The sequence below is a fragment of the Plantactinospora sp. CA-290183 genome, from assembly GCF_050936375.1.
Lineage (GTDB): Bacteria > Actinomycetota > Actinomycetes > Mycobacteriales > Micromonosporaceae > Plantactinospora.
The window spans coordinates 37864-62029 of the sequence record NZ_JBNJMX010000001.1 but is presented as its reverse complement, the minus strand read 5'-3'; the positions used below and the strand labels follow the sequence as shown (position 1 = coordinate 62029).

Below are 24166 nucleotides of genomic sequence, written 5' to 3'. Positions count from 1 at the left end.
TCGCGCTCGGCTGATCCCGGCCGGACCCGGTGGATGCCGGGACGGAACGGTCCGCTCAGTGCCGGCGCAGCGCGACCACGGCGACGTCGTCGTTGATCTCCGACGGGGTCAGCTCGACCAGCAGCCGTGCACAGAACCGGTCGAGGTCCGGCTCCACCCGCGCGGCGCAGGCGGCCAGCGCCCGCATCCCCTCGTCGATGTCCGCGTCCCGGCGCTCGACCAGGCCGTCCGTGTAGAGCACCAGCGTGGCCCCCGGCGGCAGCACGAACTCGAAATCGTCGGGGCGGTCCGCCCGGACGCCGAGCAGGGGCGCCCGCTGCGTCACGAACTCCCGCCGGTCACCCAGGACCATCAGCGGCGGCAGGTGCCCGGCGCTCGCCATCCGGATCCGGCCGGTCGACGGCTCCAACAGCAGCAGGCAGATGGTGGCCAGTTCGCCGGGGAGCAGCGTACGCATCAGCTCGTCCACCCGGGTCAGCACCGCGGCCGGCCGGTGCCCCTCCACGGCGTACGCCCGGACGGCGTGCCGCAGCTCCGCCATCACCGTCGCCGCGTACAGGGAGTGCCCGGCGACGTCGCCGACCGCCACCAGCAGGTGGCCGTCGAGCATCACCAGCTCGTAGAAGTCCCCACCCACCTCGGTACGCGCGCTGGCCGGCTCGTAGCGGACCGCCAGGTCCAGCCCGGCGACCTGGGGCAGCCGGCGCGGCAGCAGGCTGCGTTGCAGGGTCACCGCGATCCGGTGCTCCTCGTCGTAGAGCCGCTGCGCCTCGACCGCGCCGGCCACCGCCTGCGCCAACTGGGTCAGTACGGCCACCTCCTGGCCGGCGGCACGCTCCGGCACGAGCACGTACAGCGGGGCCCAGTCGGGACGCAGCCGCGCCACGGCCATCGTCAACGGCTCGCCGGCCGGCCAGTCCAGCAGCGCCCAGCGCTCCGGCGGCTCGGCGCGCACCCGGGAGCCGACCGGCACCGCCTCCTCCGGCACCCGCCACGGCGTCACGCTCGGCGTCGCCCCCGGCCCCGGGCAGACCCCGGCCAGGCTCTCCCCGTCGTACGTCTCGGCCAGCACGACGGCCGGCGCCCCGAAGATCGTCGCGGCACCGGCGGCGGCCGCCTCCAGCATGCGCGGGAAGTTCGGTGCCGCGTTGACCGCCAGCGTGGTGTCGGCCAGTCGGATCAGCCGCTCGGCGAGCGTCTCGGCCCGCCGCCGGGCCCGGTAGTACCGCAGCACCGCCTCGGCGGTGGCGACCAGTTCCTCGGGTTCGATCGGCTCGACCAGGTAGGCGTCGGCACCCCGCATCAGCCCCTGGGTCCGGTCCACCACGTCCACGGCGTGCGCGGAGACGTGGATCACCGGCAGTGCGTTGTGCGCCGGCTCGGACTTGATCCGTTCGGCCACCTCGAACCCGCTCACGTCCGGCAGCCGTACGTCCAGCACCACCAGGTCGATCTCCTCGCGCCCGATCCGGTCCAGCGCCTCGCCGCCGGTCTCCGCCTCCAGCACGTCGAACCCGGCCCGGGTCAACCAGTTGACCAGGAGATAGCGCTTGGTCGCGCTGTCGTCGACCACGAGTACGGTCGCCGGTTCCGACGGCATCGTCAGGCTCCGCCCTCGGTCGCGCACGTCTCCGCCCGCTCGGCACCGGCGGGCGGCTCGACCGGCAGGGTCACGGTGAACACACTGCCCTCACCGGGGGTGCTGGTCAGGGTCAGCGCGCCGCCGAGCAGGTTGACCAGCCGTCGGGCGTACGGCAGGCCCAGCCCGGTGCCGGCGGTCCGCGCCGGGCCCGGGAGCTGGTAGAACTCCTCGAAGATCCGCTCCTGCAACTGCGGCGGAATCCCCGCGCCGGTGTCGGCGACGGAGAGGTGCCAGGATCCGTCCCGCCGTTGCGCGCGCATCCGGACGTCGCCCCGCTCGGTGAACTTCAGCCCGTTGTGCAGCAGGTTGCGGAGGATCTGGGCGAGCAGCACCTCGTCGGTACGGATCGTCGCGGGCTGCGGCGGCTCCTCCACGACCAGCTCCACCCCGGGCCGGTTGGCCAGCGCCCGCAGGGTGCCGCGCAACTGGCCGAAGACCACCCGCAGGTCCACCTCGGTCCAGTTCGGCTGGATCCGGCCGGCCTCCGCCTTGGCCAGGTCCAGCAGCTCGTTGACCAGGCGGAGCAGGTCCTCCGCCGACGACCGGACGAGCCCGACCTGCTGGGCCTGCTCCCCGGTCAGCGGGTCGGACGCCGAGTCGCCCAGCAACCGGCAGAGGCCGATGATCGCGGTCACCGGGGCGCGCAGCTCGTGACTGACGTTGGCCAGGAACCGGCTCTTCGCCTCGCTGGCCGCCCGGAGCTGGACGGACTTCTCGTCCAGCTCGGCGTAGAGCGCGACCACCCCCCGGTTGGTCTCCTCCAGCTCCTCGGAGAGCTGCCCGTAGAGGGCCAGCACGCCCCGGTTGGTCTCGGCCAGCTCCTCGTTGAGCACGGCCAGCTCGTCACGCTGGCTGCGGACCTCCTCCAGCGCCGCCATCAGCTGCTGGTTCTGCACGGCGAGCTCGTCGAGCGGGCCGGTCGGCGCGCTGGCGGCCAGCTCGGCCCGGATCGCCGCCAGGCCCTCCCGGGTCAGCGGCCCGGCGTTCGGTGGCAGGCGTCGGGACATCCGTACGACCGTAACCGGTCCGGCCGTGGAGATCTCCAGGCTGTCGACCAGCCGGGCCACCGCGGCCGGGCCGCCGGGGGTGAAACGGTCCCGGGCGACCGGGGTGGTGCTGCTCAGCTCGATACAGAGCAGCCGCTGCCCCGCCTCGGTCGCCGCCGCGAACGTCACCTCGGCGCCACCCGCGCCGGCCAGCAGCTGCCGGCCCATCTCGCTGAGCGCGGTGGCGATCCGGATCTGGTCCTGGTGTTCCAGCCCGAGCGCGGCGGCCACCTCGCGGCCCCGCTGGCGGACCACGAAGATGTCGGACTCGACCCGGAGCGGCATGTGCAGCAGCCGCACCGGCCCGCCCGCCGTCGCGGTCACCGCCGGGTCCCGCCGTACCGTGCGCGCCGGGTCGTCGCGACGGCCGCCCGCCCGGTCCGGACGGTCATGCCGGCACCCTCGCCACCAGTACGGAGGCGTCGTCGCGCCGCACCCCGGCGTCCCGCAGCAGCGTGGCGGCGACCAGGATCGGCGTCCGCGCCGGCAGGCCCGGGTAGTCCGCCAGCCGCCAGCGGTCGCGTACGCCATCCGAGTGCATCACCAGCGTCGCCCCCGGGGGAAGCGGATACTCGTACTCCCGGACGGTCCGGCGCTGGTGCCCGGCGATGCCGGGCATGCAGATCAGGCTGCTCTGGTCGTCGCCGTCGACCAGGGTCCCGGCGATGTTGCCGAGTCCGGCGTACCGGGCGACGCCGCCCGCGCCGTCCAGCTCGGCGACCGCCAGCGCGGCGCCCCGGGTGTGGTGCAGCGCCCGGTGCAGGTGCTCGACCACCACCGCCGGCGGTGCGCTCGGTGCGGCCCGGAACGCGTGTACGGCGGCGGCGGTGGCCGCCGCCGCCAGCGGACCGTGACCCAGTCCGTCACAGACCAGCACCTGGTGACGGCCGTCCCGGACCCGGGCGGCGCACCCGTCACCGCTGACCGGTTCGCCGTGCAGGGGGCGGGTGAGACCGGCCGCCCAGTCCGGCTCCGGCGCCCGCTCGGGCCACAGCTGGGCCACCGCCACCGTGCCCCGGCCGAACACGGAGTGCGCCTCGTACCAGCTGGCCTGCCGGTCGATCGCGCCGAGCCCGATGCCGAGCGTGCCGGTGGTGGAGTGCCCGTCCCGGGCCGATCCGGTCAGGTCGGCCATGCCCGGCCCGGAGTCGACGGCGACCATCTCGACCCCGGCCTCACCGGCGCGGCGGACCGGGCGCAACAGCAGGGCACCCTGCTCGGCGTGCTTGACCAGGTTGGTGGCCAACTCCGTCGCGACGATGGAGAGCGCCGCGGTCGGCTGCTCGCCGAGGTGCAGCTCGGCCGCGAGCCGCTCGGCGGCCCGGCGTACGGCGCCGACCGTGCCGGACGCCTCGATCCCGAACCAGGTGCCGTGTTCGATGACCGGATCGGGATCCACCACGCTCGCTCCGTTCGCCACGATCACCGTGGCCGCGGGATCACCGTGACCACTTGGTCACCGTGATGCGGGTGCCTCGGCCCACCGCCGTCTCGATCTCGAAATCGTCGACCAGCCTACGCGCCCCGCTGAGCCCGAGACCGAGGCCACCGCCGGTGGTGTAGCCGTCGGTGAGCGCCAGGTCCAGGTCGGCGATTCCGGGGCCGTCGTCGACGAAGGCCACCCGTACGCCCCGGCGCCGGCCGTTGTCGACCACGGTCACCTCCGCCTCGCCGCCGCCACCGTAAACCAGGGTGTTGCGGGCCAGCTCGCTGGCTGCCGTCACCAGTTTGGTCTGGTCGACCAGGGACAGCTTGGCCGCCACCGCGCGGGTACGGACGAGTTGGCGTACCCGGACCACGTCCTCGTCGCCGAGGATCGCCTGCGTCTGTACCGGACCGGTTTCGGGCCCGGCGGTCATGACGACGACGCCGTCCTCGACGGAGCGACCGCCCCTTCGAAGTCGTCCGACTGCCCGTCGGGTTCCGCCTCGACCGGCTCGTCCTCGTCCTCCACCTCCCGGCGGGCCGCCGCCAGCAGCTCCATGCCGCGCTCCACGTTCAGCGCGGTACGGATGCCGTTGAGCGACAGGCCCAGTTCGACCAGGGTGATCGCCACCGCCGGGCGCATGCCGACCACCACGGTCTCGGCGTCGAGCACCGCGGAGATCGACGCGATGGTGGAGAGCATCCGGCCGACGAACGAGTCGACGATGTCCAGGGCGGTGATGTCGATGATCACGCCGTGGCAGCCGGTCGCCACGATCCGCTCGGCGAGGTCGTCCTGGAGTTGCAGGGCGGTCTGGTCCGCCATGTCCACCTGGATGGAGACCAGCAGGATGTCGCCGATCTTCAGGACCGGCACCCGGTCCATCAGGCTCTCCGGCCGTCGGCCCGGCGCCCGGTGACCACGCCGGTGAGCCGCAGGGCGTGCCGCAGCGCGTCGGCCAGGCTCGCCTTGGTGACGATGTCGCCGAACTCGATGCCGAGCGCGACGATGGTCTGGGCGATCTGCGGCCGGATGCCGGAGATGATGCAGTCCGCACCCATCAGCCGGGCCGCCATGACGGTCTTGAGGATGTGCTGGGCGACCTGCGTGTCGACCGCCGGAACTCCGGTGATGTCGATGATCGCGTACGGCGAACCGGTGTCCACCAGGGTCTGGAGCAGGCGTTCCATCACCACCTGGGCGCGGGCCGAGTCGAGCGTGCCGACCAGCGGCACCGCCACCACGCCCTCCCAGAGCTTCACCACCGGGGTGGAGAGTTCGAGCAGCTGCTCGGCCTGGTCGGCGATCAGTTCCTCGCGCGCCCGCGTGTAGGTCTCGAAGGTGAAGAGCGCGAGCTGGTCGACCAGCCCGGCGAAGGCGACGAAGTCGCGCAGCCGCTCCGCCTCGGACCCGGGGTCGCCGCTGCCCGTCGTCGCCTGGTTCGTCACGGCGAGCAGCGCGTCCTTCACCGCGAGCACGCTGAGCGCGGTCTCCGTCGCGCTGAAGCCCTGCCGGGCCCGGCTGCGGGACACCTCGGCGAGCACGCCCCGCAGTTCGGCGGCGGACTCGGCCTGGAGGTCGAATCCGTCGGTGCGGCCCGCGCGCAGGCCGTCGTAGAGCTCCCGCACCTGAGCCCGCAGCTCGGTGAGGCTGAGTCGGCCCCGCAACGAACCCTGGACGGTCTCGGTCCATCGTTCGACGATCTGGTCGGCGTACTGGTCGAGCAGGCCCCCCAGTCGGCTGCTCTCGTCCGCGCTCAGCGCCATCTGCTACCTCCCCTAGCCGGACCGGCGGACTTTATCACCGGAACGAGAACTAGTTGTCGCAGGGCAAGAGATAGCCGCGACCATCGACCGTCGGCCCATCGGTGCGTGCACGACCTCCGGTGGAGTACGGTTCGACCGTTACAGGAGGAGGTCGCGAATGTCCCTGACGGTGCGCACCGAACAACGCGGCGAGATGGCCGTCGTCTCAGTCGGCGGCGAGCTCGACATGGCCACGGCGCCGCAACTACAGGACCAGATCACGGATCTGCTCGAGAAGGGGCAGACCAGGCTGGTGTTCGACCTGTCGGATCTGACGTTCTGCGACTCGACCGGACTCTCCGTCTTCGTCCGGGCCCGGAACAGCGCGGACGAGGCCGGCGGCGTCGTCCGGTTGGCCGCACCCCGGCGCGGCGTGCTGCGCATCCTGGAGGTCAGCGGCCTGGTCGAGGTGCTGCAGACCTACCCCACGGTCGACGAGGCCGTGGCCGGGGAAGCGGCCCCGGCCACCTGACGGGCCCGACCCGCCCGCCCGCCACCGCCTCGCGCGGTCGCGGCGCTTTCCCCGAACCGCCCATCCGGGCATAGGTTGTCCGTCGGCAACGGCAACCTACCGGAGGCGCGAATGCTCAAGGGCTTCAGAGACTTCATCCTGCGCGGAAACGTCGTCGACCTCGCGGTCGGCATCGTCATCGGCGCGGCCTTCTCCACGCTGGTCAACTCCTTCACCACCTCGTTCCTGAAGCCGGTGATCAAGCTGGTGGACAGCAGCGGCGGGGTCAACGCGGGTGGTTGGGAGATCAGCAAGGACAACTTCATCGACTGGGCCGGCTTCGTCAACGCGGTCATCACCTTCCTGCTGACCGCCGCCGTCCTCTACTTCCTCGTGGTCTTCCCGATGAACAAGCTCGCCGAGCGGCGCCGCCGCGGCGAGTCTCCCCCGCCGAGCGCGCCGAGCGAGGAGATCCGGCTGCTCACCGAGATCCGCGACGCGCTGGCCGGCGGTGCCCGGGTGCCGGCGCAGTCCGGTGGTCCGGCAGACCGCCCGGGCCCGGACCACCCGCCGGCCGAGCACCGCCCCTGAGCCGACGCCGGGGGCGGCCGGCTTCGCCCACCCGGCGATCTTCTCGAACGTACGTTCGATAGAGTCCCCGCATGGAGCAGCGAAAGCACTGGTGGAACGGCAAATGGGGACGCCTGGCGCGGCGCGATGTCTACCTCCGCGCCAATGCCGACCAGTGGCACGTGGAGCAGCGCGCGGGTGGCGCCGAGGGGATCTCCCGGTTCTACGAGTTCGACAGCGAGGACGCGGCCTACGAAGCGGTCCGCGGTCTGCTGGTCGGGCCGGACAACTGGCGGGAGCTCTCCCCCCGGCCGCCGGGCGCCAACTGACCCACCGGCCGTCGGCGCCCGCCCGTCAGGGGCGCGGCGCCGGCTCGGCCAGCCGCTGCCGTACCGCCCAGAGCGCCGCCTCGGTCCGGGAGGCCGACCCGGTCTTGCGGAGCAGGTTCGACACGTGCACGGTCACCGTCCGGACGGAGATCCCCAGCGACCGGGCCACCTGCTTGTTGGACATCCCGGCGGCCAGGCAGGAGAGCACCTCGATCTCCCGGCCGGTCAGCTCCACGCCGGAGGCCGGCGTCGGCTGGACCGGCAGCCGGGGCACCTCGACCACGGGCTCACGGACCAGCTCCGCCGGCCCCCGGCCACCCTCGGTCGCCAGCAGCTCCACCAGCCGGTACGGGTTGCCGCCAGTGCGCCGCCACACCGCCTCGACGACGTACGACGGCACGGCCGGCCCGGGGTAGACCTGTGCGAGCACCGCCGCGACCCCGGCCCGGCCCAGCGGGCCGAGATGCTGTCGGACGGCACCCGGCGAACCGGTCAGTCGGGCGAGGGTGGCCGCGACCAGCCGGGGCGAGACCGCCTCGTCCGCCGGGCGACTCGCCACCACCAGCAGTGCCGGCAGGCCGGGCGCGGCGGCGAGCTCGCCGACCAGGTTGAGGCTGGCCGGATCGAGGGCGTGCAGGTCCTCCACCAGCAGCACCGCCGGGCCGGCGCCGACCAGCGCGCGTACGGTCCGCGCGGCGAGCCGCAGCAGCGCGTCCGGGGCGTACCGCTCCCGGGGCGCGTTCGGATGTTGGCCGAGCCAGGCCAGCGCGTCGGGCGGCAGCGGGAGGTCCCGGGTGTCGCGCCCGCTCAGCGCGGCGGCGAGCCAGTCGTACGGCGCCGGGCTGTGCAGCCGGGCGGCGCCGGAGAGCACGAGCGCCGGCCGGGGCGACAGGGCGTCGAGCGCGGCGGTGACCAGGAGGCTCTTGCCGACGCCGGCCGCACCGGTGACCACGACGCTGCCCGCCCGCGAACTGCCGGCGGTGACGGTCTCCCAGGCGAGGGCGAATTCGGCCAACTCGCCGGCACGACCCACCATCGACACCGGCCTCATGTCCTCACCCTACGCAGTAGTGCGTAGAGACAACGGCACGGTCCTCTTGGCAAGCTGCGGGGTATGAGTCTCATCCTGCACGCGCTGGCGGCCAGCGATCCCGGCCTGGTCCGGTCGAACAACGAGGACGTGGCCTTCGCCGGCAGCCGCCTGGTCGCCGTGGCCGACGGCATGGGCGGGGCGCCGGCCGGCGAGGTCGCCAGCGACATCGTGATCCGGGCCCTGGCTCCGGTCGAGCACGCCGGGACCGACGCGGAGCCGCTGGCCGCGCTGGTCGACGCGATCGACACGGCCAACCGGCGGATCCGGGAGACGACCGACGCCGACCCCGAGACCGAGGGTATGGGCACCACGGTGACGGCGGTGCTGCTGCACCGGGACCGTCTGGTCCTGGCGCACGTCGGGGACTCCCGGGGCTACCTGCTCCGCGCCGGTACGCTGCGGCAGTTGACCAGGGACGACACCTACGTGCAGGCGCTGGTCGACCAGGGCGGGCTCACCCCGGCCGAGGCTCGCCGGCACCCGCAGCGCTCCCTGGTCACCCGGGCGGTGCAGGGCTCCCCGCTCCACCCGGCGACCATCGCGCTGACCGCCGAGCCGGGCGACCGGCTGCTGCTCTGCAGCGACGGGCTCTCCGATGTGGTCGCGGACGAGGCGATCGGCCAGGTGCTGGGCACCCAGCCGGACCGTGGGCAGTGCGCCAAGGAGCTGATCATGCTGGCGCAGCAGGCCGGCGCCCCGGACAACGTCACCCTGGTGGTGGCCGACGTGGTCGAGGCGGGGACGGCGGATCCACGCTGATCCCCGCCGGCGCCCGCGCCGATAAAGTGGTCGCCGCGCCGCCTCGGGCGCGGCGGCTGGGGATCGGGGTCCGGCGATGGCGAGAGATCGGGATCCGGCGACGGCCGGTGGTGAGCCGGACCGGTTCGTGATCGACCTCGGCCCGCGGCACGCCCCGGCCGTGATCGACCTCGACGTCCCGGCCGAGTCGCCCTCGGCCACCGGTCCGCCGCGACCGCCGCTGCGGCGCCGGCTGCGGGGCGTGGCGCTGGCGCTCACCGGGGCACTGGTGCTGGCCACCGGCGGGGCCGTGCCCCCGTCACCGCCACCACTGTGGGAGATCCTCACCGTCCCGGTCACCGGTACCGCCGTGGACTTCCAACTGACCCGGGACCACCTCTTCGTGCACGGCGGGGAATCCGGCTCCGAGCCCCGCATCCGCGGGTACGAGCTGGACCGGGGCCGGCGGGTCTGGGCCACTCCCTTCCCGGTCAGCTCCCCGATGCCCTCCGCCACGCCGGCGGAACACCATCCGACGACGGGGCTGCTGTTGCTCCGCAGAAGTGAGCCGGGATGGAACCGGACCGAGACCACCGCCCTGGACGCGCGGACCGGGCAGCGGCGGTGGTCGCTGCCGTACCCGGTCATCACGCTGCCCGACGAGCGCACCGGGCTGGTCCTCGACAGCGTCTTCCCGGCGGGGTCCCGGGTCGAGCCCGGCACCCGGGTCGACGATCGGCTGATCTCCGTCTCGCCGTCCGGGGAGATGCACACGGCTCCCCCGATCGGCGTGGTGGCCCGGGCGATCGACCTGGCGACCGGGCAGGTGCTCTGGACCTCGCCCCAGCTGGTCTCCGCCGATCTGGTCGGCGCCACGCACGGGCGGGGCGGTTCGGTCCTGGTGGTGACCCGGGCCGGCCGGGTCGAGCTCTGGGAGGCTCGGACCGGCGCCGTTCGCGCCGGGACCACCTGGACCCGGGGCGATCCGCTCGCCGCGATCTCCGTCGCGGGCCAGGTGCTGGTCCAGCACACCGGGCCCGGGTGGACGGTGTACTCGGGTGATCTGGGGCAGGAGAGGTGGAGCAGGGCGATGCCCGACCGGGACGCGGTCCCCTCCGGTTGTGGACGGTTCGTCTGCGCCTACGTCACGAACGGCATCGAGGGGCTGGACCCGGCCACCGGGGCGACGCTGTGGCGGTCGGACCAGCAGATGATCGTGCCGATCGGCGATCACCTGGTCGCATTCGCCGCGCATCCGCAGCTGGAGCGGATGTTCGACCCGGTCAGCGGCCGGACCCTGCTGGACCTGAGCGATTGGACCGACCCGAATCGGTTCGGCGGCGACGAGCCGGTCCTGCTGCTCCGCAGCAGGGTTCCGGGGCGGGCCTCGCTGGGCCTGCTCGATCCGTCGGCGGTCTCGGTACGCCTGCTCGGCACGGTGCCGTACGTGACCTGGTCCTGTCGTTGGGTGCCGGGGGTGGTCGCCTGCCGTACCGGGCTGACCGAGGTCAGGGTCTGGCGCTACCGCTGAGCGGGGCCGACAAGTCCGGTAATCTCGACATATGATGCAGATCGGACAGGAGCGGTGACCGGGGTGGTCGAGCCGCCGCACCGCTCGTCGGTCAGCCTGGCGGTCAACGGCCGCCCCTACGAGCTGCTGCTGGACAACCGGACCACGCTGCTGGACGCGCTGCGCGAACGCCTCGGACTGATCGGCGCCAAGAAGGGCTGCGACCACGGCCAGTGCGGCTCCTGCACGGTGCTCCTGGACGGCCGCCGGGTCAAGAGCTGCCTGGTCCTCGCGGTGGTGGCGGCGGACTCGGCGGTGGTCACCGTGGAGGGACTGGCCGACGGGGCCGACCTGCACCCGTTGCAGAGCTGCTTCGTCGAGCACGACGCGTTCCAGTGCGGATACTGCACCCCGGGGCAGCTCTGCTCCGCCGCCGGGATGCTCGACGAACTGCGTCGGGGCTGGCCGAGCGAGGCCACCGCGGACCTGACCGCCGGCCCGGAGGGCATCACCGCCCAGGAGGTCCGAGAACGGATGAGCGGCAACCTCTGCCGCTGCGCCGCGTACCCGAACATCGTGGCCGCGATCCGCGAGGCCGCGACGATCGGACGGGTGACGGCCGGAACCGCGGCCGACGGTGACCGGCGGTGAGGAGCTTCCGGTACCGGCGCATGTCGAACCCCGGCGAGGCGGTGGCCCTGCTGGCGGGCGAGCCCGACGCGGCGTACCTGGGCGGCGGCACCAACCTGGTCGACCTGATGAAGCTGGGCGTCGCCCGCCCCCGGCTGCTGGTCGACGTGACCCGGCTGCCGCTCGGCTCGGTCGAGCCGATGCGCGACGGCGGCCTGTGGGTGGGCGCGACCGTGCGCAACGGCGACCTGGCCGCGCACCCCGTGGTCCGGCGGGACTTCCCGGTGCTGGCCCGGGCGCTGCTGGCCGGCGCCTCCGGCCAACTGCGCAACATGGCCACCGTCGGCGGCAACCTGCTCCAGCGCACCCGCTGCGTCTACTTCCAGGACGTCAGCCGGCCCTGCAACAAACGGGAACCGGGGGCCGGCTGCTCGGCCCGGGAGGGCCAGAACCGCGACCTCGCCATCCTCGGCTGGTCGCCCGAGTGCGTGGCCACCCACCCCTCGGACATGGCGGTGGCGCTGGCCGCCCTGGACGCGGTGGTGGAGGTGCTCGAACCCGACGGCGCCCGGGAGATCCCGCTGACCGAGTTCCACCGGCTTCCCGGCGACCGGCCGGACCAGGAGACGGTGCTGGCCCGGGGCGGACTGGTCACCGCGGTACGGATCCCGGCACTCCCCTTCGGACGCCGCTCGACGTACCGGAAGGTCCGGGACCGGGCCTCGTTCGCCTTCGCGGTCGGCTCGGTGGCGGCGGCGGTCGACCTGGACGGGCCGCTGGTCCGGGACGTCCGGATCGGGTACGGCGGGGTCGCGCACCGCCCCTGGCGGGCCCGGCTGGCCGAGGCGGCGCTGCGCGGTCGGCCGGCCACCGAGGAGAACTTCCGGCTCGCCGCCGACGAGGAACTGGCCGCCGCGCGACCGCTGTCGCAGAACGCCTTCAAGATCCCGCTGATCCGCAACCTGACGGTGCGCACCCTGGCCGACCTAGCGGAGCTGGCACCGTGAGCGCGAGGAGTGAGCCGATCCTGCGAGCCCCGCAGTCGCGAACAAGGTGGGTCCCGTGAGCGCGAGGAGTGAGCCGATCCTGCGAGCCCCGCAGTGGCGAACAAGGTGGGTCCCGTGAGCGCGAGGAGTGAGCCGATCCTGCGAGCCCCGCAGTCGCGAACAAGGTGGGCACCGTGAGCGCGGCCGGTGTGGGTGTCGGGCGGCCCCACCCCCGGCTGGAGGGGCGGGAGAAGGTGACCGGCACCGCCCGGTACGCGGTGGAGCATCCGGCCGAGGGACTGGTCTACGCCTGGGCGGTGCAGACGAACGTGGCTAAGGGCCGGATCGTCCGGGTGCACGACGACGCGGCGTTGGCCGAGCCGGGGGTGCTGGCCGTGCTGACGTACGCCAACGCGCCCCGGCTGGCCGCGCCGGAGCAGCGGGAACTGTTCCTGCTCCAGCGGCCGGACGTGTACTACCGGGGGCAGATCGTCGCGCTGGTGGTCGCCGAGACGCTGGAGACGGCCCGGGAGGCGGCGCTACTGGTCCGGATCGACTACGACACCGAGCCGCACAGCACGCTGCTGACCGGGGAACTCCCCGGCCTCTACCAGCCTCCCAAGGTCAATCCGTCGTTCCCGACGGACACCTGTGTCGGCGACTTCGACGCCCGGTACGCCTCGGCGGAGGTCCGCGTCGACCAGCGTTACGAGACCCCGGCGTACCACAACAACCCGATGGAGCCGCACGCCGCGACCGCGCACTGGCGGGACGGCCGGTTGCTGCTGCACGACTCCAGCCAGGGCACCACCCTGGTCCGGGATGTCATGGCCCAGCTCTTCGACGTGTCGCCCGCCGCCGTCCGGGTCACCGCCGAACACGTCGGCGGCGGCTTCGGCAGCAAGGGCACCCCGCGCTGTACCCCGGTCCTGGCGGCGCTGGCCGCCCGGCACGTCGGCCGGCCGGTGCGGCTGGCCCTGACCCGCCAGCAGGTCTTCGGCCCGGTCGGCTACCGCTCCCCGATCCTCCAGCGGGTCCGGCTCGGCGCCGACGCCGACGGGCGGCTGGTGGCGATCTGCCACGACGCGATCAGCCAGAGCTCGACGATCATGGAGTTCACCGAGCAGACCGCCGTCCTCACCCGGGTCATGTACGCGGCGCCGCACCGCCGGACCACGCACCGGCTGGCCCGGCTCGACGTGCCGACCCCGTCCTGGATGCGGGCCCCCGGCGAGTGCCCCGGTTCCTTCGCGCTGGAGTCCGCGATGGACGAGCTGGCGGTGGCCTGCGGGGTCGACCCGGTCGAGCTGCGCATCCGCAACGACACCGACACGCACCCGGAGGACGGTCTGCGGTTCACCAGCCGGAACCTGGTCGCCTGCCTGCGCGAGGGCGCCCGGCGGTTCGGCTGGGCGGACCGGGATCCCGTCCCGGGGGCGCGCCGGCGGGGCCGCTGGCTATGGGGCACCGGCACGGCCGGGGCGGCTTACCCGGCCCGGACGCCGGCCGCGTCGGCCAGCGCGGAGGCCCGGCCGGACGGCACCTACCACGTGCGGATCAACGCCACCGACATCGGCACCGGCGCCCGGACGGCGCTGTGGCAGGTCGCCACCGAGGCACTCGGGGTGCCGGGTGAGCGGGTGGAGATCAGCATCGGGGACAGCGATCTGCCCCCGGCGTACGTCGCCGGCGGGTCGACCGGGACCGCGGGCTGGAGCTGGGCGGTGGCGAAGGCGTGCCGGGCGCTGGGCCAGGAACTCCGGGACCGGTACGGCGGGAACGTGCCGACCGCCGGGTTGACGGTGCGGGTCGACACCGGGGAGGAGGTCAACGGGCTGCCGTCGTACTCCCGGTACGCGTTCGGCGCGCACTTCGCGCAGGTGCGGGTGAACGTCGACACCGGGGAGGTCCGGGTCCCCCGGATGCTGGGGGTGTTCGCCACCGGCCGGGTGGTCAACCCGGCCACCGCCCGGTCCCAGTTCATCGGTGGGATGACGATGGGGATCTCGATGGCGCTGCACGAGGAGGGGGTGCTGGACCCGCGCTTCGGCGACTGGGTCAACCGCGACCTCGCGACGTACCACGTCACGGGCTGCGCGGACGTGGAGGAGATCGAGGCGTACTCGGTCGAGGAGGACGACACCGAGGTCAACCCGCTCGGTATCAAGGGGCTCGGTGAGATCGGGATCGTCGGGGCGGCCGCCGCCGTCGCGAACGCGGTCCACCACGCCACCGGGGTACGGGTGCGGAGCCTGCCGATCCGGCTGGAGAAGCTGCTGGACGCCCTCCCCACCGGCTGAGGGCGCACCGCCGGGCGTGGCGCGGGTCAGGGACGGGCCACCGACTCCGTCCGCTCGCCGGCGTCCGTCTCCGCCGACGGGTCACGGCGCAACCGGACCTTGGTGATGGCCCGGCCGGTCACCTCGACCACCTCCGCGGTGAGCCCGGGGAGCACGACCACCTCCTCGCCGGGGCCGGTGGGGATGTGGCCGAGGCGGGCCAGCACGAGCCCGGCGACGGTGGTGTAGTCGCCGTCCTCGATCTCCTCGATCTCGACCTGGAGGTCGGGCAGGTCGTGGATCGGAAAGGCGCCGGGCAGCAGCAGCCCGCCGTCCCGCTCCCGGACGACGGCCTGGACGTCCCGGTCCGTCTCGTCGTAGATCTCGCCGACGATCTCCTCGACCAGGTCCTCCATCGTGACGATGCCGTCGATCGCGCCCCGCTCGTCGACGACCAGGGCGAACTGCTGCCGCTCGTGGCGCATCTGGCGGATCGCGTCGGTCACCCGCAGCGTCTCCGGCAGGAAGAGCGCCGGACTGGCGTACCGGGCCAGCGGGCCGGTGGCGTCGAGCAGGTCGCGCAGGTGGACGACGCCGACGACGTCGTCGAGCCCGGCCCGGCCGACGACCGGCGCCCGGGTCTGCCCGGAGCGGCCGAGCTCGCGCAGCGCCTGTTCGGCCGGCAGGTCCACGGCCAGCGTCACGACGTCCCGGCGGGGTACCAGGATCTCCCGCAGGACCCGGTCGGCGACCTCGAAGGCACCACTGATGATCATCCGGTGCTCGTCGGTCAGTCCCGGCTGGGTCGCGGCCATCTCCCGCAGCTCCTCCGTGCTGACCTCCTCCCGGCCCGCCTCCGGATCGGCGCCGACCACCTGTACGACGACGTTGGTGGCCTTGCCGAGCAGCCAGACCACCGGGCGGGAGAAGGACGCGAGCATGTCCAGCGGCCGGGCGACCAGCAGCGCCCAGCCCTCGGCCCGCTGCATCGCGACGCGCTTCGGGGCCAGTTCGCCGAGCACCAGGGTCACGAAGGTCAGCGCGATGGTCACCACCACGATCGACACCGGCCCGGCCGCCGAACCGAGGAAGCCCAGCGGCTCCACCAGCGGGGCGGCCAGCGAGACCGCGGCGGCGGCGGAGGCCAGGAAGCTGGCCAGGGTGATGCCGATCTGGATGGTGGTGAGGAACCGGTTGTGGTCGCGGGCCAGCCGGGCCAGCACCGGGCCGCTACGGGAGGTGCGCTCCAGCCGCTGCAACTGGCTCTCCCGGAGCGACACCAGCGCCATTTCGCTGCCCGAGAAGATCGCGTTCACGAACACCAGCAGCAGCACCAGGGCCAGCTGCGTGACATAGCCGCCCACGGCAGCACATCCTCCTTGACCGGGAGCGTCCCGGCGGCCTCCACCGTATCGGCACCGGACCCGCCGGCCCAACGCCGGCGGGCGCCGAACCCGGCTCGGGCATCATTTCGCTCATCCCGGGAAGAGCGGGGCGTGCCGGACTTCCTACCCACCACCCCCTGGGCCGCCGGTCCCAGCGTGATCGTCTTCGCCGTCGCCAGCCTGGTCACGGTGCTGGGCAGCATCCGGCTGGTCGCCCTCGGCGACACCCTCGCCGACCGGACCGGCTGGGGCGAGGCCGTCTTCGGGGTCGTCTTCTTCGGGGTCGCGACCGGCCTGTCCGGGATCGTGATGACCGCGGTCACCGCGGCCAACGGGCACCCGCAGCTCGGCTACAGCAACGCGGTCGGCGGGATCGCCGCGCAGACCACCGCCGTGGTGGTCGCCGACGCCTTCTACCGCAAGGTCAATCTCGAACACGCCGCCGCGTCGCTGTCGAACCTGCTCTTCGGCTGCCTGCTGATCGCGCTGCTCGCGCTCGCCCTGCTCGGCAGCTTCACCCCCGACGTCACGCTCTGCGGCGTCCATCCGATCTCGGTCGTCATCGTCGCCTGCTACCTGGGTGGGCTCCAACTCGTCCGCAGGGCCGGCGCGGAACCGATGTGGCAGGCGGTCGGCACCACCGAGACGAGGCCGGACGTGCCCGACGAGCACGGCGACCTGGACCGGCGCGGCGCCGGCTGGCTGTGGGGGAGGTTCGTGCTGGTCGGCCTCTTCGTGGCGACCAGCGGCTGGGCCACCGCGCTGGCCGCCGAGAGCCTGGTCGAGGTGACCGGCCTCAGCGCCGGCTTCACCGGCGGCGTGCTGCTCGGCGTCGTCAACGGCCTGCCGGAGACCGTCACCGCCGTCGCCGCCGTACGCCGGGGGGCGGTCACCCTGGCCGTCGCGGCCGTCCTCGGCGGCAACATCCTGGACGTCATCACGCTGGTCGTCGGCGACATCGCCTACCGCAAGGGCAGCATCTACCACGCCGCCGGCACCGAGGACCTCTTCATCACCGCCACCGGCCTGTTCATGACCGCCGTCCTGCTGGGCGGCCTCCTCGTCCGGCAGTCCTGCGGCTGGGGACGGCTCGGCTTCGAGGGCATCCTGCTCTTCGCCAGCTACGCCGCGATGACCGCCCTGCTCGCCACCTGAGCGGCGGGCAGGGGTGCCCCGGTCAGGATCGCGTGCCGATCTCCGGCTCAGAGTTCGCGGTACATGATGTGCAGGCCGACCCGACCGAGCCGCGGATGCGCGAAGGCGCCGGGCACCGTCCCCACCACGCCGAAGCCGAGCCGCCGGTACAGCTCGACCGCCGCCCGGTTCGACTCGGTCACGGCGTTGAACTGCATTCCCGCGTACCCCCGCTCCCGCGCCCAGTCCAGCGCGTGACGGCAGAGCGCGGTACCGACACCCCGGCCCCGGGCACCGGCGGCGACCATGAAGCTCGCGGTCGAGACGTGTGCACCCGGTCCCGGCCGGTTCGGGCCCATCTTCGCGGTGCCGAGGATCCGGTCGCCCTCGACGGCGACGACGGTGCGCCCCGGCGGGGCCTCGACCCAGATCCGGTACGCCTGCTCGGCGGTCATCCCCGGGTCGTACGCGAACGTCTCCCCGGCCTCGACGACCTCGTCCACGATCGGCCAGACCCGCGCCCAGTCCGGCTCGGCGAATTCGCGGATCACGAGCGCCTGGCCGAAAACCTCTTCATCACGCCTCCTGTGGTTCGGTGATTGGTTACGACCGATCGTCGCCGACGGCTGGGCCACCTTCCTTGTCGTCGGGCGCACACCGGTTGGCGATCCGCTCACGGTGGCGTCCTCGCTGCGTGACTGGGCCGGGAACGGACCGCGTACGGTGACCCCTCCGTCAACGACAAGACTCTGCCCGGTCACGTACGACGAGAGCGGCGAGGCCAGGTAGACAACCGCCGCCGCGGCATCGTCAGGTACGCCGATCCGACCCATCGGAATGCCCGGGACTCCCCCGGCACGCTGCCCGGAATTCGCCGCCGACGTCGCGATGGCACCGCACGCCACCACGTTCATGCGGATGCCGTCACCGGCGTACTCCGCGGCGACGGTCCTGGCGAGGCTGGCGAGACCGGCCTTGGCGGCACCGTAGCCGGCCTGCGTGGGCGCGGCCATGACTCCGGTGACCGAGCCGACGCTGACGATCGACCCGCCGTCTCCCTGGGACAGGAAGGCACGGATGGCGGCACGGGCCGCCCGCGCCACGTAGCGGAGGTTCATCTCGTACACCAGGTCCCAGTCGTCGTCGCTCATCTCGTGCAGGCGCACCGCGGGTACGAACGCGACCTGGCCTCCGACGACGGTCACCAGGGTGTCGAGCCGGCCGAATTCGCCGGTCGTGTCGGCGACGAACCCGTCCACGTCCGAGCGCGACCGCACGTCACCGACGAGCGGAACCGCGCGGGCGCCGGACTCCGTCAACTCGTGAGCGGCGGCACGTGCGCGGTCCGGATCGACGTCGGCAACGGCGACGGCCGCGCCAGCCGCGGCCAACGCCCGCGAGATCGCCCGTCCGATGCCTTCGCCGCCGCCTCCGATCACCAACGTGCTCAGGCCGTCCAGCGGTCTCGCGAAGTCGTTCATGGCCGGATCGTTCCACACGACCGGCGCCCGCTCGCCCTGCCGACGTCCCACCGACCTGTTCCCCGGCACGACGGCGCCCGCCACGGCCCACCCCCGGCCTCGCCCCCCGGGGGGCGAAGCAGACCTGTCCCACCCCGGACCGATACTCGACCCGTGACCGAGCCGGAACCGCACCACATCCCGCAGGCCGTCTTCGGCGGCGGCGAGTTCTGGCAGCGGCTCGACCGGCTCGCCGACACCAGCGGCCATCAGGGGCACTCACGCTGGCTGGTCGGCGAGTCCGACCACACCAACCGGTACCGGTTGTGGTGCGACCAGTGCGAAGCGTCAGTTGTGGATCTGCTGGTCGACCGGGAACCAGCCACTTAGCCCGGCCCGTTGGGTCACCACTCGCAATCGGCCCCGCCCGAACACAGGGGCCGATCGCCACCCGATCTACGTGCTAGTCTCAGCCCAACCCTGTCCGCCACGCGCGCGACGAACCGCGGCCACCAGCTGGCGGTAGCAACGTTTGCGGTAGTCTGGGCGTTGAAGGGTCGCTAGCTCAATGGCAGAGCTGAGGACTTTTAATCCTTAGGTTCGGGGTTCGAGTCCCCGGCGGCCCACACATTATTCGGTTGTGCGGACTCCTGGCGAAAACGCCGACACTTAGAACTGTGGATTCTTGTTCCGCCACATTTCCGCCCGGCGCAATGTGCCGATTATTCTCCCCATTCAGACGCGACGGCCGCGCGACGCCCCGAGCCCGTGGCTACCGGCTCGCGACGTAGACGGTGTTCGCCGCCTCGGCGCCGGTCAGCGGATTCCGGAAGGTCACCGGGTGCGCCTGGGCGGTACGGAACACCGCCGCCAGCATGCCGGTGAACTCCTCGTCCGGCGGGTCGTCCGACCAGAGCGCGAAGACACCGTCCGGCCGCAGCCGGGCGGTCAGCCGGCGCAGGCCCTCGGGCGTGTAGAACGCGGCGTGGCTCGGGTGCAGGACGTGGCGCGGTGAGTGGTCGATGTCGACCAGGACGGCGTGGAAGCGCCGATCCGGCGCGGCGGGATCGAACCCCTGGTCGTCGGCGACCAGGGCGAAGAAGTCACCCCGGACCAGCTGGCTGCGCGCATCCGAGGTCAGCCCGGACGTGGCCGGCAGCAGCCCTCGCCGGTGCCAGTCGATCACCTCGCCGAGCGCTTCGACAACGGTGAGGGTGCGTACCCGTGGGTCTTCGAGCACCGCCATCGCGGTGTAGCCGAGCCCGAGACCACCGACGACAATGTCGAGGTCGCCATCGGGCAGCCGCGCCAGGCCGAGCCGGGCAAGTTCGATCTCGGCCACCGTGAACAGGCTCGACATCAGGTACTCGTCGTCGAGCTTGACCTCGTAGACGTCGACCTTCAGCGACGGGTCGAGCCGCCGGCGCAGACTGATCGCGCCCATCGGCGTCTCGCGCCAGTCCAGCTCCTCGAACCGCGCACTCATCGGCGCATCCCTTTCCGGTCGGCGGGGTGCCCGATCTGGCGGCCGATCCGGGCGGCGGCTTTCCGCCGGGCCGGCGTGGCACCGCCGGCTGGCTCGTGCGCCGGCCGGAGTCGACCGGCCCGCGGGAGGCCGCCCGGCAACTGCCGCGACGACCCCTCGGGCAGCCGTCGCAGCATATCGGGACCGCCGGGCCGGGCCAGCAGGACCTGCCGGGGCGCGTTCCGACGCGGCGCGGGTCGTCACCTGGGGGGTCGGGTCTTCGGCAGGTCGAACTGGTCGGCGGCGCGGCAGTCGCGCTGACCGCCGATCGCGTCCGGACCGAGCCGGTCGAGCACGTTGCGCGCCCGTACCCGCCCCAGGTTCCAGGCGTTCCAGGGATCCGGCTCCTCCAGCTCGTCGGCGATCCAGCTCAGCGTGCAGCGGCGTACCGGATCGGGCAGTTTGGCAAGGGCCGGTGTCGCGTCGGCGGAGAGGGCCCGGAGATACCAGGCGTCGATCCGGCCCGTCTCCTGGTAGCGGGCGATGTTGCGGCGAGCGACGTAGTCCTCGGGGTTGATCGCGGCGAGGCTCAACAGCATCACCACGGCGAGCCCCACGGTCAGCCGGGGGATCCAGGCCCCGCGCCACCGGATCCCGGCGACCAGGATCATCAGGAAGACCGCGCCGAGCAGCAACTCGAACGCCATCACGAAGATGCGTTCCCCGGTGAAGCTGTAGACCTTCTGGTAGGTGTACATCCGGGACAGCGCCGACACCACGATGACCACGCTGAGCGCGCTGAGCAGGCCGAGCAGGGTACGCAGGAGGATGCGCTCGATCGCCCGGTCGCGCCGGGCCCAGCGGGTCACCCCGCCCAGCACCGCCAGCGTCAGCAGCGTGACGGCGAGCAACTGCCAGAATCCGCTGCGCGCGTACTCGGCGTAGCTGAGTCCGGTGGTGCGCAGTACGTGCCGCTGCCCGCCGAAGAGCACGGTGAACTGCACCGCCACGAAGCCGCCGAAGAGAAGCGTCAGCCCGGCGATGGCCGGCATCCACTCGACGATGCCGAGGCGACGCCCACTCGAACTGTCCACGGTGGACAGGTCCGGCGGGGCGGACAGCGTGTAGACGGCGGCGACCGCGATCAGCCCGCCGACGGCGAGCAGGAAGATCCAACGGAACACCGTGCCGACGTTGATCTCCGGCACGAACTCGGCGAGTACCGCGGAGAAGGCGACGTCGGCCGACGAGAGCAGGGCACCGAAGACGATCAGTACGACCGCGGTGGCCGCCACCGACCAGGTGATCCGGCGGGCCAGCCCGGGGTTCGTCCCGGCCCGGGCGTGCTGACGCACCCAGGGCAGCCCGCGGAACGCCGCGAAGGGCGCCGCCACCAGGCTGAACAGGATCGACCGCAGGAGCCGGCCGCCCACGATGGCCAGCGCCGCACAGGCGAGCGCGCCGAGGACGCAGAACGTCACCAGCCACCAGGCGTTGCGGAAGGCGAGAACCGAGAGCAGCGCCAGAGCTGCCGCCGCCCAGCCGGCCCGGATCCACCGTTCGGCGCGGGGCAGTTCGGCGACGGGCCGCCGGACCGCGAAGACGACGCCGACGGTCAGCGTGAGCCAGCCGAGCAGCCAACCGATGCCGACACGGCTGAGCGGGACGAAGAACGCCTGCCCCAGCGCCCCGGCGAGGACCGCGGCGGGTACCAGCCAGCCCTTCCCCGGCTTCGGCCCCGGCCACCGCGTCTGCAGGAACGACGGGGGAACCGGCCTGGACGGGTACGGCCGGACCGACCCCATCTGCCCGTAGGCCGGCGTCCCACCCCAGTTCGGTGCCGGTACCGGTGGCGGTGGCGGTGCTACCGCGGCGGGCGTGGCCGCAGCGGACGGTGCGGGTGCGGTGCCGGTCTCCGGTGACCGGGGGGACGGGACCGTGGGTGACGACGCCTCGGCCGACCCCGCCGCCGACGACGACGGGTCCACAGCGGACGGCGGCTGCGTGCCGGCCCCGGTCTCCGCGCCGGGCGCCGAGGCCGCCGGCGCGCTCGTTGCGGCTTCCGTCACGGGCGGGGCCGCCTCGGCCCGTGCCGGGGGCGCGGCCGGGTCCACCTGCACCGCGGGCGCGGGCGCCTCCGACGGCGGGGTGGACGGCGCGGCCTGCACGAGCGGGACGAACACCGTGAAACCGCGGGTGCCCGGCGGGATCGTGACCGGGATCGCCCAGGCCGGCTTCCCCTCCGGTCCGGGCCAGACCACACCGGACGATTCCCCGTCGGCGACCGGCATGACCAGCAGGTACGGTGTCGCGTCGCCGGGTGCTGCGCCGCCGGGCTCGGGTACGGCGGTCGCCGAGGAGCCCGGTGCCGACGGCGGCTCAGACACGAGTCCTCCTAGATCGAATAGTGCTGACACTGTACGGCCCGCCCGCCGTCGCCGCCGCCCCGTCCGCGAGTCCGACCGATCGCCACCCGCCGAGGACGCGGCCACCGGTACCAGGTTCCGTTCCGGATCCCCGCACTCGCCGGATCAGGTGAAGATCCTTGCCAGCCAGCATCGGCGGGGCGGAGGATATTGCCATGACGAGGCTCTCCCACAGAAGTCTTCTGCCCGCGCTGGTCGTCCTCGGGTCGCTGCTCTCGATGGCGCCGTCCGCCAGCGCCGCGCCCGTCGCCGACACCGCGCCCGCCGCCAGCACCACGGCCGGCAGCGCCACCGGCACCGCCGTCGGACAGCGCGACGCGTACGTCGACGTCTCGGTGGCCACCCTGTGGGTGCAGCCCGGCCGGGTCCGGCCGGTGGACCTGCCGTCCACGACGAACCCCGCCGACCCCCGCCGCTGGACCGCCGGCATGACGCTGGCGGAACGACGGTGGCTGATCGGCGACCTGGAGACCCAGGCAACCTACGGCCAACGGGTGATCGTGCTGGAGGAGTCCGGCGACTGGGCCAAGGTGGTCGTACCCGGTCAGCCGACGCCCCGGCACGAGCTGGGCTATCCCGGCTGGCTGCCCACGGCGCAGCTCACCGCCGGCCGGCTCTTCGGACGCTTCGCCGCCGACCGGCCGTTCGCCCTGGTCACCAGCGCCACCGCCTGGCTCTACGCCGACCCCGGCCAGACCCGGCCGGTCATCGAGCTGAGCTTCAACACCCGCCTGCCGGTCGTCGCCCGGCTACCCCGGGCGGTCCTGGTCGCCACGCCCAGCGACGGCCTGAAGTGGCTCGCCGCCACCGACGTCTCGGTGTACTCCTCGCCGGCCGCGATCCCCACGCCGACCGGATCCGACCTGGTGCGGACCATCGGGATGTTCATCGGCCTGCCCTACCTGTGGGCCGGCACCGCCGGCTTCGGCTTCGACTGCTCCGGGCTCACCCACAGCGTCTACGCGGCGCACGGCATCACCATCCCCCGCGACGCCCAGGACCAGGCGGCCGCCGGCACACCGGTCGCCCTGGACGAACTCCGGCCGGGTGACCTCGTCTTCTACGCCCGCGACAACGGCGCCGGCCGGGTCCACCACGTCGGGATGTACGCCGGGGACGGCTACGTGATCGACGCGCCGACCAACACCGACACCGAGGAGAGCGGCGTCGAACTCGTCCGGCTCGACGAGCACCGGTACGCGCACGAGTACGCCGGGGCACGCCGGTACCTGGGGCAGTGAGGCCACTCTCCGCCAGCGGGTAGGGTGCGCGCCGTGGCGAATCTCCTCAAGAGCGTGGCGGCGAGGGTCGGCCGGATCGCAGCACGCAGGCCGAGCGCCGGCCCCGGTCCCAGCCCCGCCCAGATCGCGCGGCGCCGCCAGCTCGCGGCCCTGCAACGGCGCCAGTTGACCTACGCACCGGAGCTGGACGGGCAGGCCGATCCCGGCGAGGTCGTCTGGACCTGGGTCCCGTACGAGGACGACCCACGCCAGGGCAAGGACCGTCCGGTGCTGGTGGTCGGGCGGGTCAGCCGTACCCTCTTCGGGCTGATGCTCTCCAGCCAGAGCGAGCGGGACGGCCAGCGGCACTGGCTCGGGCTCGGTCCGGGCTCCTGGGACCGCGACAACCGGCCGAGCTGGATCCGGCTCGACCGGGTCCTCACGATGCGCGAGGACAGCATCCGGCGCGAGGGCGCGGTGCTGGACCAGGCCCGGTTCAACCGGATCTGCCAGGCACTGCGCGCCGGCTACGGCTGGCACTGACGCGCTCGCCGCTCGCCGCTCGCCGCTC

Annotated in this window: 23 protein-coding genes, 1 tRNA gene and 1 pseudogene; 13 read left to right on the top strand and 12 right to left on the bottom strand. The window is 73.3% G+C overall.

Annotated elements, in window-relative coordinates; genetic code table 11:
* Positions 1-55 precede the first annotated feature (55 nt).
* The 6 genes from ACQEUR_RS00300 to ACQEUR_RS00275 all read right to left on the bottom strand — a co-directional run bounded on the left by ACQEUR_RS00300 (position 56) and on the right by ACQEUR_RS00275 (position 5880).
* Entirely contained in the window at positions 56-1600 is a 1545-nt protein-coding gene (locus ACQEUR_RS00300) for a SpoIIE family protein phosphatase (RefSeq protein ID WP_433023787.1), read from the bottom strand.
* Positions 1601-1602: 2 nt separating this feature from the next.
* Positions 1603-2973, bottom strand: a complete 1371-nt coding sequence (locus tag ACQEUR_RS00295) for a sensor histidine kinase (protein WP_433025822.1) — start codon at positions 2971-2973, stop codon at positions 1603-1605.
* Between the two features lie 103 nt (positions 2974-3076).
* Entirely contained in the window at positions 3077-4087 is a 1011-nt protein-coding gene (locus ACQEUR_RS00290; RefSeq protein WP_433025819.1) for a SpoIIE family protein phosphatase, read from the bottom strand.
* A 40-nt stretch (positions 4088-4127) separates the two neighbouring features.
* A complete protein-coding gene (locus ACQEUR_RS00285) occupies positions 4128-4547 on the bottom strand; it encodes an ATP-binding protein (RefSeq protein ID WP_433023785.1) in 420 nt (139 codons plus the stop codon).
* The gene (locus tag ACQEUR_RS00280; protein ID WP_433023783.1) at positions 4544-4999 is read right to left on the bottom strand and encodes an STAS domain-containing protein; all 456 of its coding nucleotides are present in this window, start codon (positions 4997-4999) and stop codon (positions 4544-4546) included. Before ACQEUR_RS00280 ends, ACQEUR_RS00285 begins: the two co-directional genes overlap by 4 nt.
* Positions 4999-5880: an STAS domain-containing protein gene (locus ACQEUR_RS00275; protein ID WP_433023781.1), complete on the bottom strand. Its 882-nt coding sequence runs from the start codon at positions 5878-5880 to the stop codon at positions 4999-5001. Before ACQEUR_RS00275 ends, ACQEUR_RS00280 begins: the two co-directional genes overlap by 1 nt.
* Positions 5881-6037: 157 nt before the next feature.
* Here ACQEUR_RS00275 and ACQEUR_RS00270 point away from each other — a divergent pair, with 157 nt between their 5' ends.
* From ACQEUR_RS00270 to ACQEUR_RS00260, 3 genes are all read left to right on the top strand, one after another.
* A complete protein-coding gene (locus ACQEUR_RS00270; RefSeq protein ID WP_433023779.1) occupies positions 6038-6391 on the top strand; it encodes an STAS domain-containing protein in 354 nt (117 codons plus the stop codon).
* Positions 6392-6502: 111 nt separating this feature from the next.
* On the top strand, positions 6503-6961 hold the full coding sequence (gene mscL, locus ACQEUR_RS00265) for a large conductance mechanosensitive channel protein MscL (RefSeq protein ID WP_433023777.1): 459 nt from the start codon (positions 6503-6505) through the stop codon (positions 6959-6961).
* Positions 6962-7032: 71 nt separating this feature from the next.
* Positions 7033-7269 (top strand): hypothetical protein, encoded by a 237-nt coding sequence (locus tag ACQEUR_RS00260; RefSeq protein WP_433023775.1) that lies wholly within the window; start codon positions 7033-7035, stop codon positions 7267-7269.
* Between the two features lie 25 nt (positions 7270-7294).
* Here the strand turns inward: ACQEUR_RS00260 and ACQEUR_RS00255 are convergent, their stop codons facing one another.
* Positions 7295-8320, bottom strand: a complete 1026-nt coding sequence (locus ACQEUR_RS00255) for an AAA family ATPase (RefSeq protein ID WP_433023773.1) — start codon at positions 8318-8320, stop codon at positions 7295-7297.
* Positions 8321-8383: 63 nt separating this feature from the next.
* On the opposite strand from ACQEUR_RS00255, the gene ACQEUR_RS00250 reads away from it, so the two are divergent.
* The 5 genes from ACQEUR_RS00250 to ACQEUR_RS00230 all read left to right on the top strand — a co-directional run bounded on the left by ACQEUR_RS00250 (position 8384) and on the right by ACQEUR_RS00230 (position 14526).
* On the top strand, positions 8384-9121 hold the full coding sequence (locus tag ACQEUR_RS00250; RefSeq protein WP_433023771.1) for a PP2C family protein-serine/threonine phosphatase: 738 nt from the start codon (positions 8384-8386) through the stop codon (positions 9119-9121).
* Positions 9122-9197: 76 nt separating this feature from the next.
* The gene (locus tag ACQEUR_RS00245; RefSeq protein WP_433023769.1) at positions 9198-10631 is read left to right on the top strand and encodes a PQQ-binding-like beta-propeller repeat protein; all 1434 of its coding nucleotides are present in this window, start codon (positions 9198-9200) and stop codon (positions 10629-10631) included.
* A 63-nt stretch (positions 10632-10694) separates the two neighbouring features.
* Positions 10695-11261, top strand: a complete 567-nt coding sequence (locus ACQEUR_RS00240) for a 2Fe-2S iron-sulfur cluster-binding protein (RefSeq protein WP_433025816.1) — start codon at positions 10695-10697, stop codon at positions 11259-11261.
* Complete coding sequence (locus ACQEUR_RS00235) at positions 11258-12247, top strand: FAD binding domain-containing protein (RefSeq protein WP_433023767.1); 990 nt, start codon at positions 11258-11260, stop codon at positions 12245-12247. Before ACQEUR_RS00240 ends, ACQEUR_RS00235 begins: the two co-directional genes overlap by 4 nt.
* A gap of 173 nt (positions 12248-12420) precedes the next feature.
* Positions 12421-14526: a xanthine dehydrogenase family protein molybdopterin-binding subunit gene (locus ACQEUR_RS00230; protein ID WP_433023765.1), complete on the top strand. Its 2106-nt coding sequence runs from the start codon at positions 12421-12423 to the stop codon at positions 14524-14526.
* A gap of 26 nt (positions 14527-14552) precedes the next feature.
* On the opposite strand, the gene ACQEUR_RS00225 is transcribed toward ACQEUR_RS00230, so the two are convergent.
* Positions 14553-15869, bottom strand: a complete 1317-nt coding sequence (locus tag ACQEUR_RS00225) for a hemolysin family protein (RefSeq protein ID WP_433023763.1) — start codon at positions 15867-15869, stop codon at positions 14553-14555.
* Between the two features lie 132 nt (positions 15870-16001).
* On the opposite strand from ACQEUR_RS00225, the gene ACQEUR_RS00220 reads away from it, so the two are divergent.
* Entirely contained in the window at positions 16002-17045 is a 1044-nt protein-coding gene (locus tag ACQEUR_RS00220; RefSeq protein WP_433023761.1) for a sodium:calcium antiporter, read from the top strand.
* Positions 17046-17092: 47 nt separating this feature from the next.
* On the opposite strand, the gene ACQEUR_RS00215 is transcribed toward ACQEUR_RS00220, so the two are convergent.
* Both ACQEUR_RS00215 and ACQEUR_RS00210 read right to left on the bottom strand, forming a co-directional pair.
* Positions 17093-17575 (bottom strand): N-acetyltransferase family protein, encoded by a 483-nt coding sequence (locus ACQEUR_RS00215; RefSeq protein ID WP_433025813.1) that lies wholly within the window; start codon positions 17573-17575, stop codon positions 17093-17095.
* A gap of 156 nt (positions 17576-17731) precedes the next feature.
* Positions 17732-18475, bottom strand: a pseudogene (locus ACQEUR_RS00210) (SDR family NAD(P)-dependent oxidoreductase); the annotation flags it as partial.
* Between the two features lie 183 nt (positions 18476-18658).
* On the opposite strand from ACQEUR_RS00210, the gene ACQEUR_RS00205 reads away from it, so the two are divergent.
* Together ACQEUR_RS00205 and ACQEUR_RS00200 are read left to right on the top strand one after the other, a co-directional pair.
* Positions 18659-18874: a hypothetical protein gene (locus ACQEUR_RS00205; protein WP_433023759.1), complete on the top strand. Its 216-nt coding sequence runs from the start codon at positions 18659-18661 to the stop codon at positions 18872-18874.
* 164 nt (positions 18875-19038) lie between these two features.
* Positions 19039-19110: transfer RNA gene (locus ACQEUR_RS00200), tRNA-Lys, on the top strand.
* A 146-nt stretch (positions 19111-19256) separates the two neighbouring features.
* On the opposite strand, the gene ACQEUR_RS00195 is transcribed toward ACQEUR_RS00200, so the two are convergent.
* Positions 19257-19970 (bottom strand): spermidine synthase, encoded by a 714-nt coding sequence (locus tag ACQEUR_RS00195; protein WP_433023757.1) that lies wholly within the window; start codon positions 19968-19970, stop codon positions 19257-19259.
* A 239-nt stretch (positions 19971-20209) separates the two neighbouring features.
* Positions 20210-22336 carry a DUF4153 domain-containing protein gene (locus ACQEUR_RS00190; RefSeq protein ID WP_433023755.1) on the bottom strand — a complete coding sequence of 709 codons (2127 nt, stop codon included), beginning with the start codon at positions 22334-22336 and terminating at the stop codon, positions 20210-20212.
* A 194-nt stretch (positions 22337-22530) separates the two neighbouring features.
* Between ACQEUR_RS00190 and ACQEUR_RS00185 the strand changes: the two genes are divergently transcribed.
* Together ACQEUR_RS00185 and ACQEUR_RS00180 are read left to right on the top strand one after the other, a co-directional pair.
* Entirely contained in the window at positions 22531-23616 is a 1086-nt protein-coding gene (locus ACQEUR_RS00185) for an NlpC/P60 family protein (protein WP_433023753.1), read from the top strand.
* Between the two features lie 33 nt (positions 23617-23649).
* Positions 23650-24138 (top strand): type II toxin-antitoxin system PemK/MazF family toxin, encoded by a 489-nt coding sequence (locus tag ACQEUR_RS00180; protein WP_433023751.1) that lies wholly within the window; start codon positions 23650-23652, stop codon positions 24136-24138.
* Positions 24139-24166: the final 28 nt, after the last annotated feature.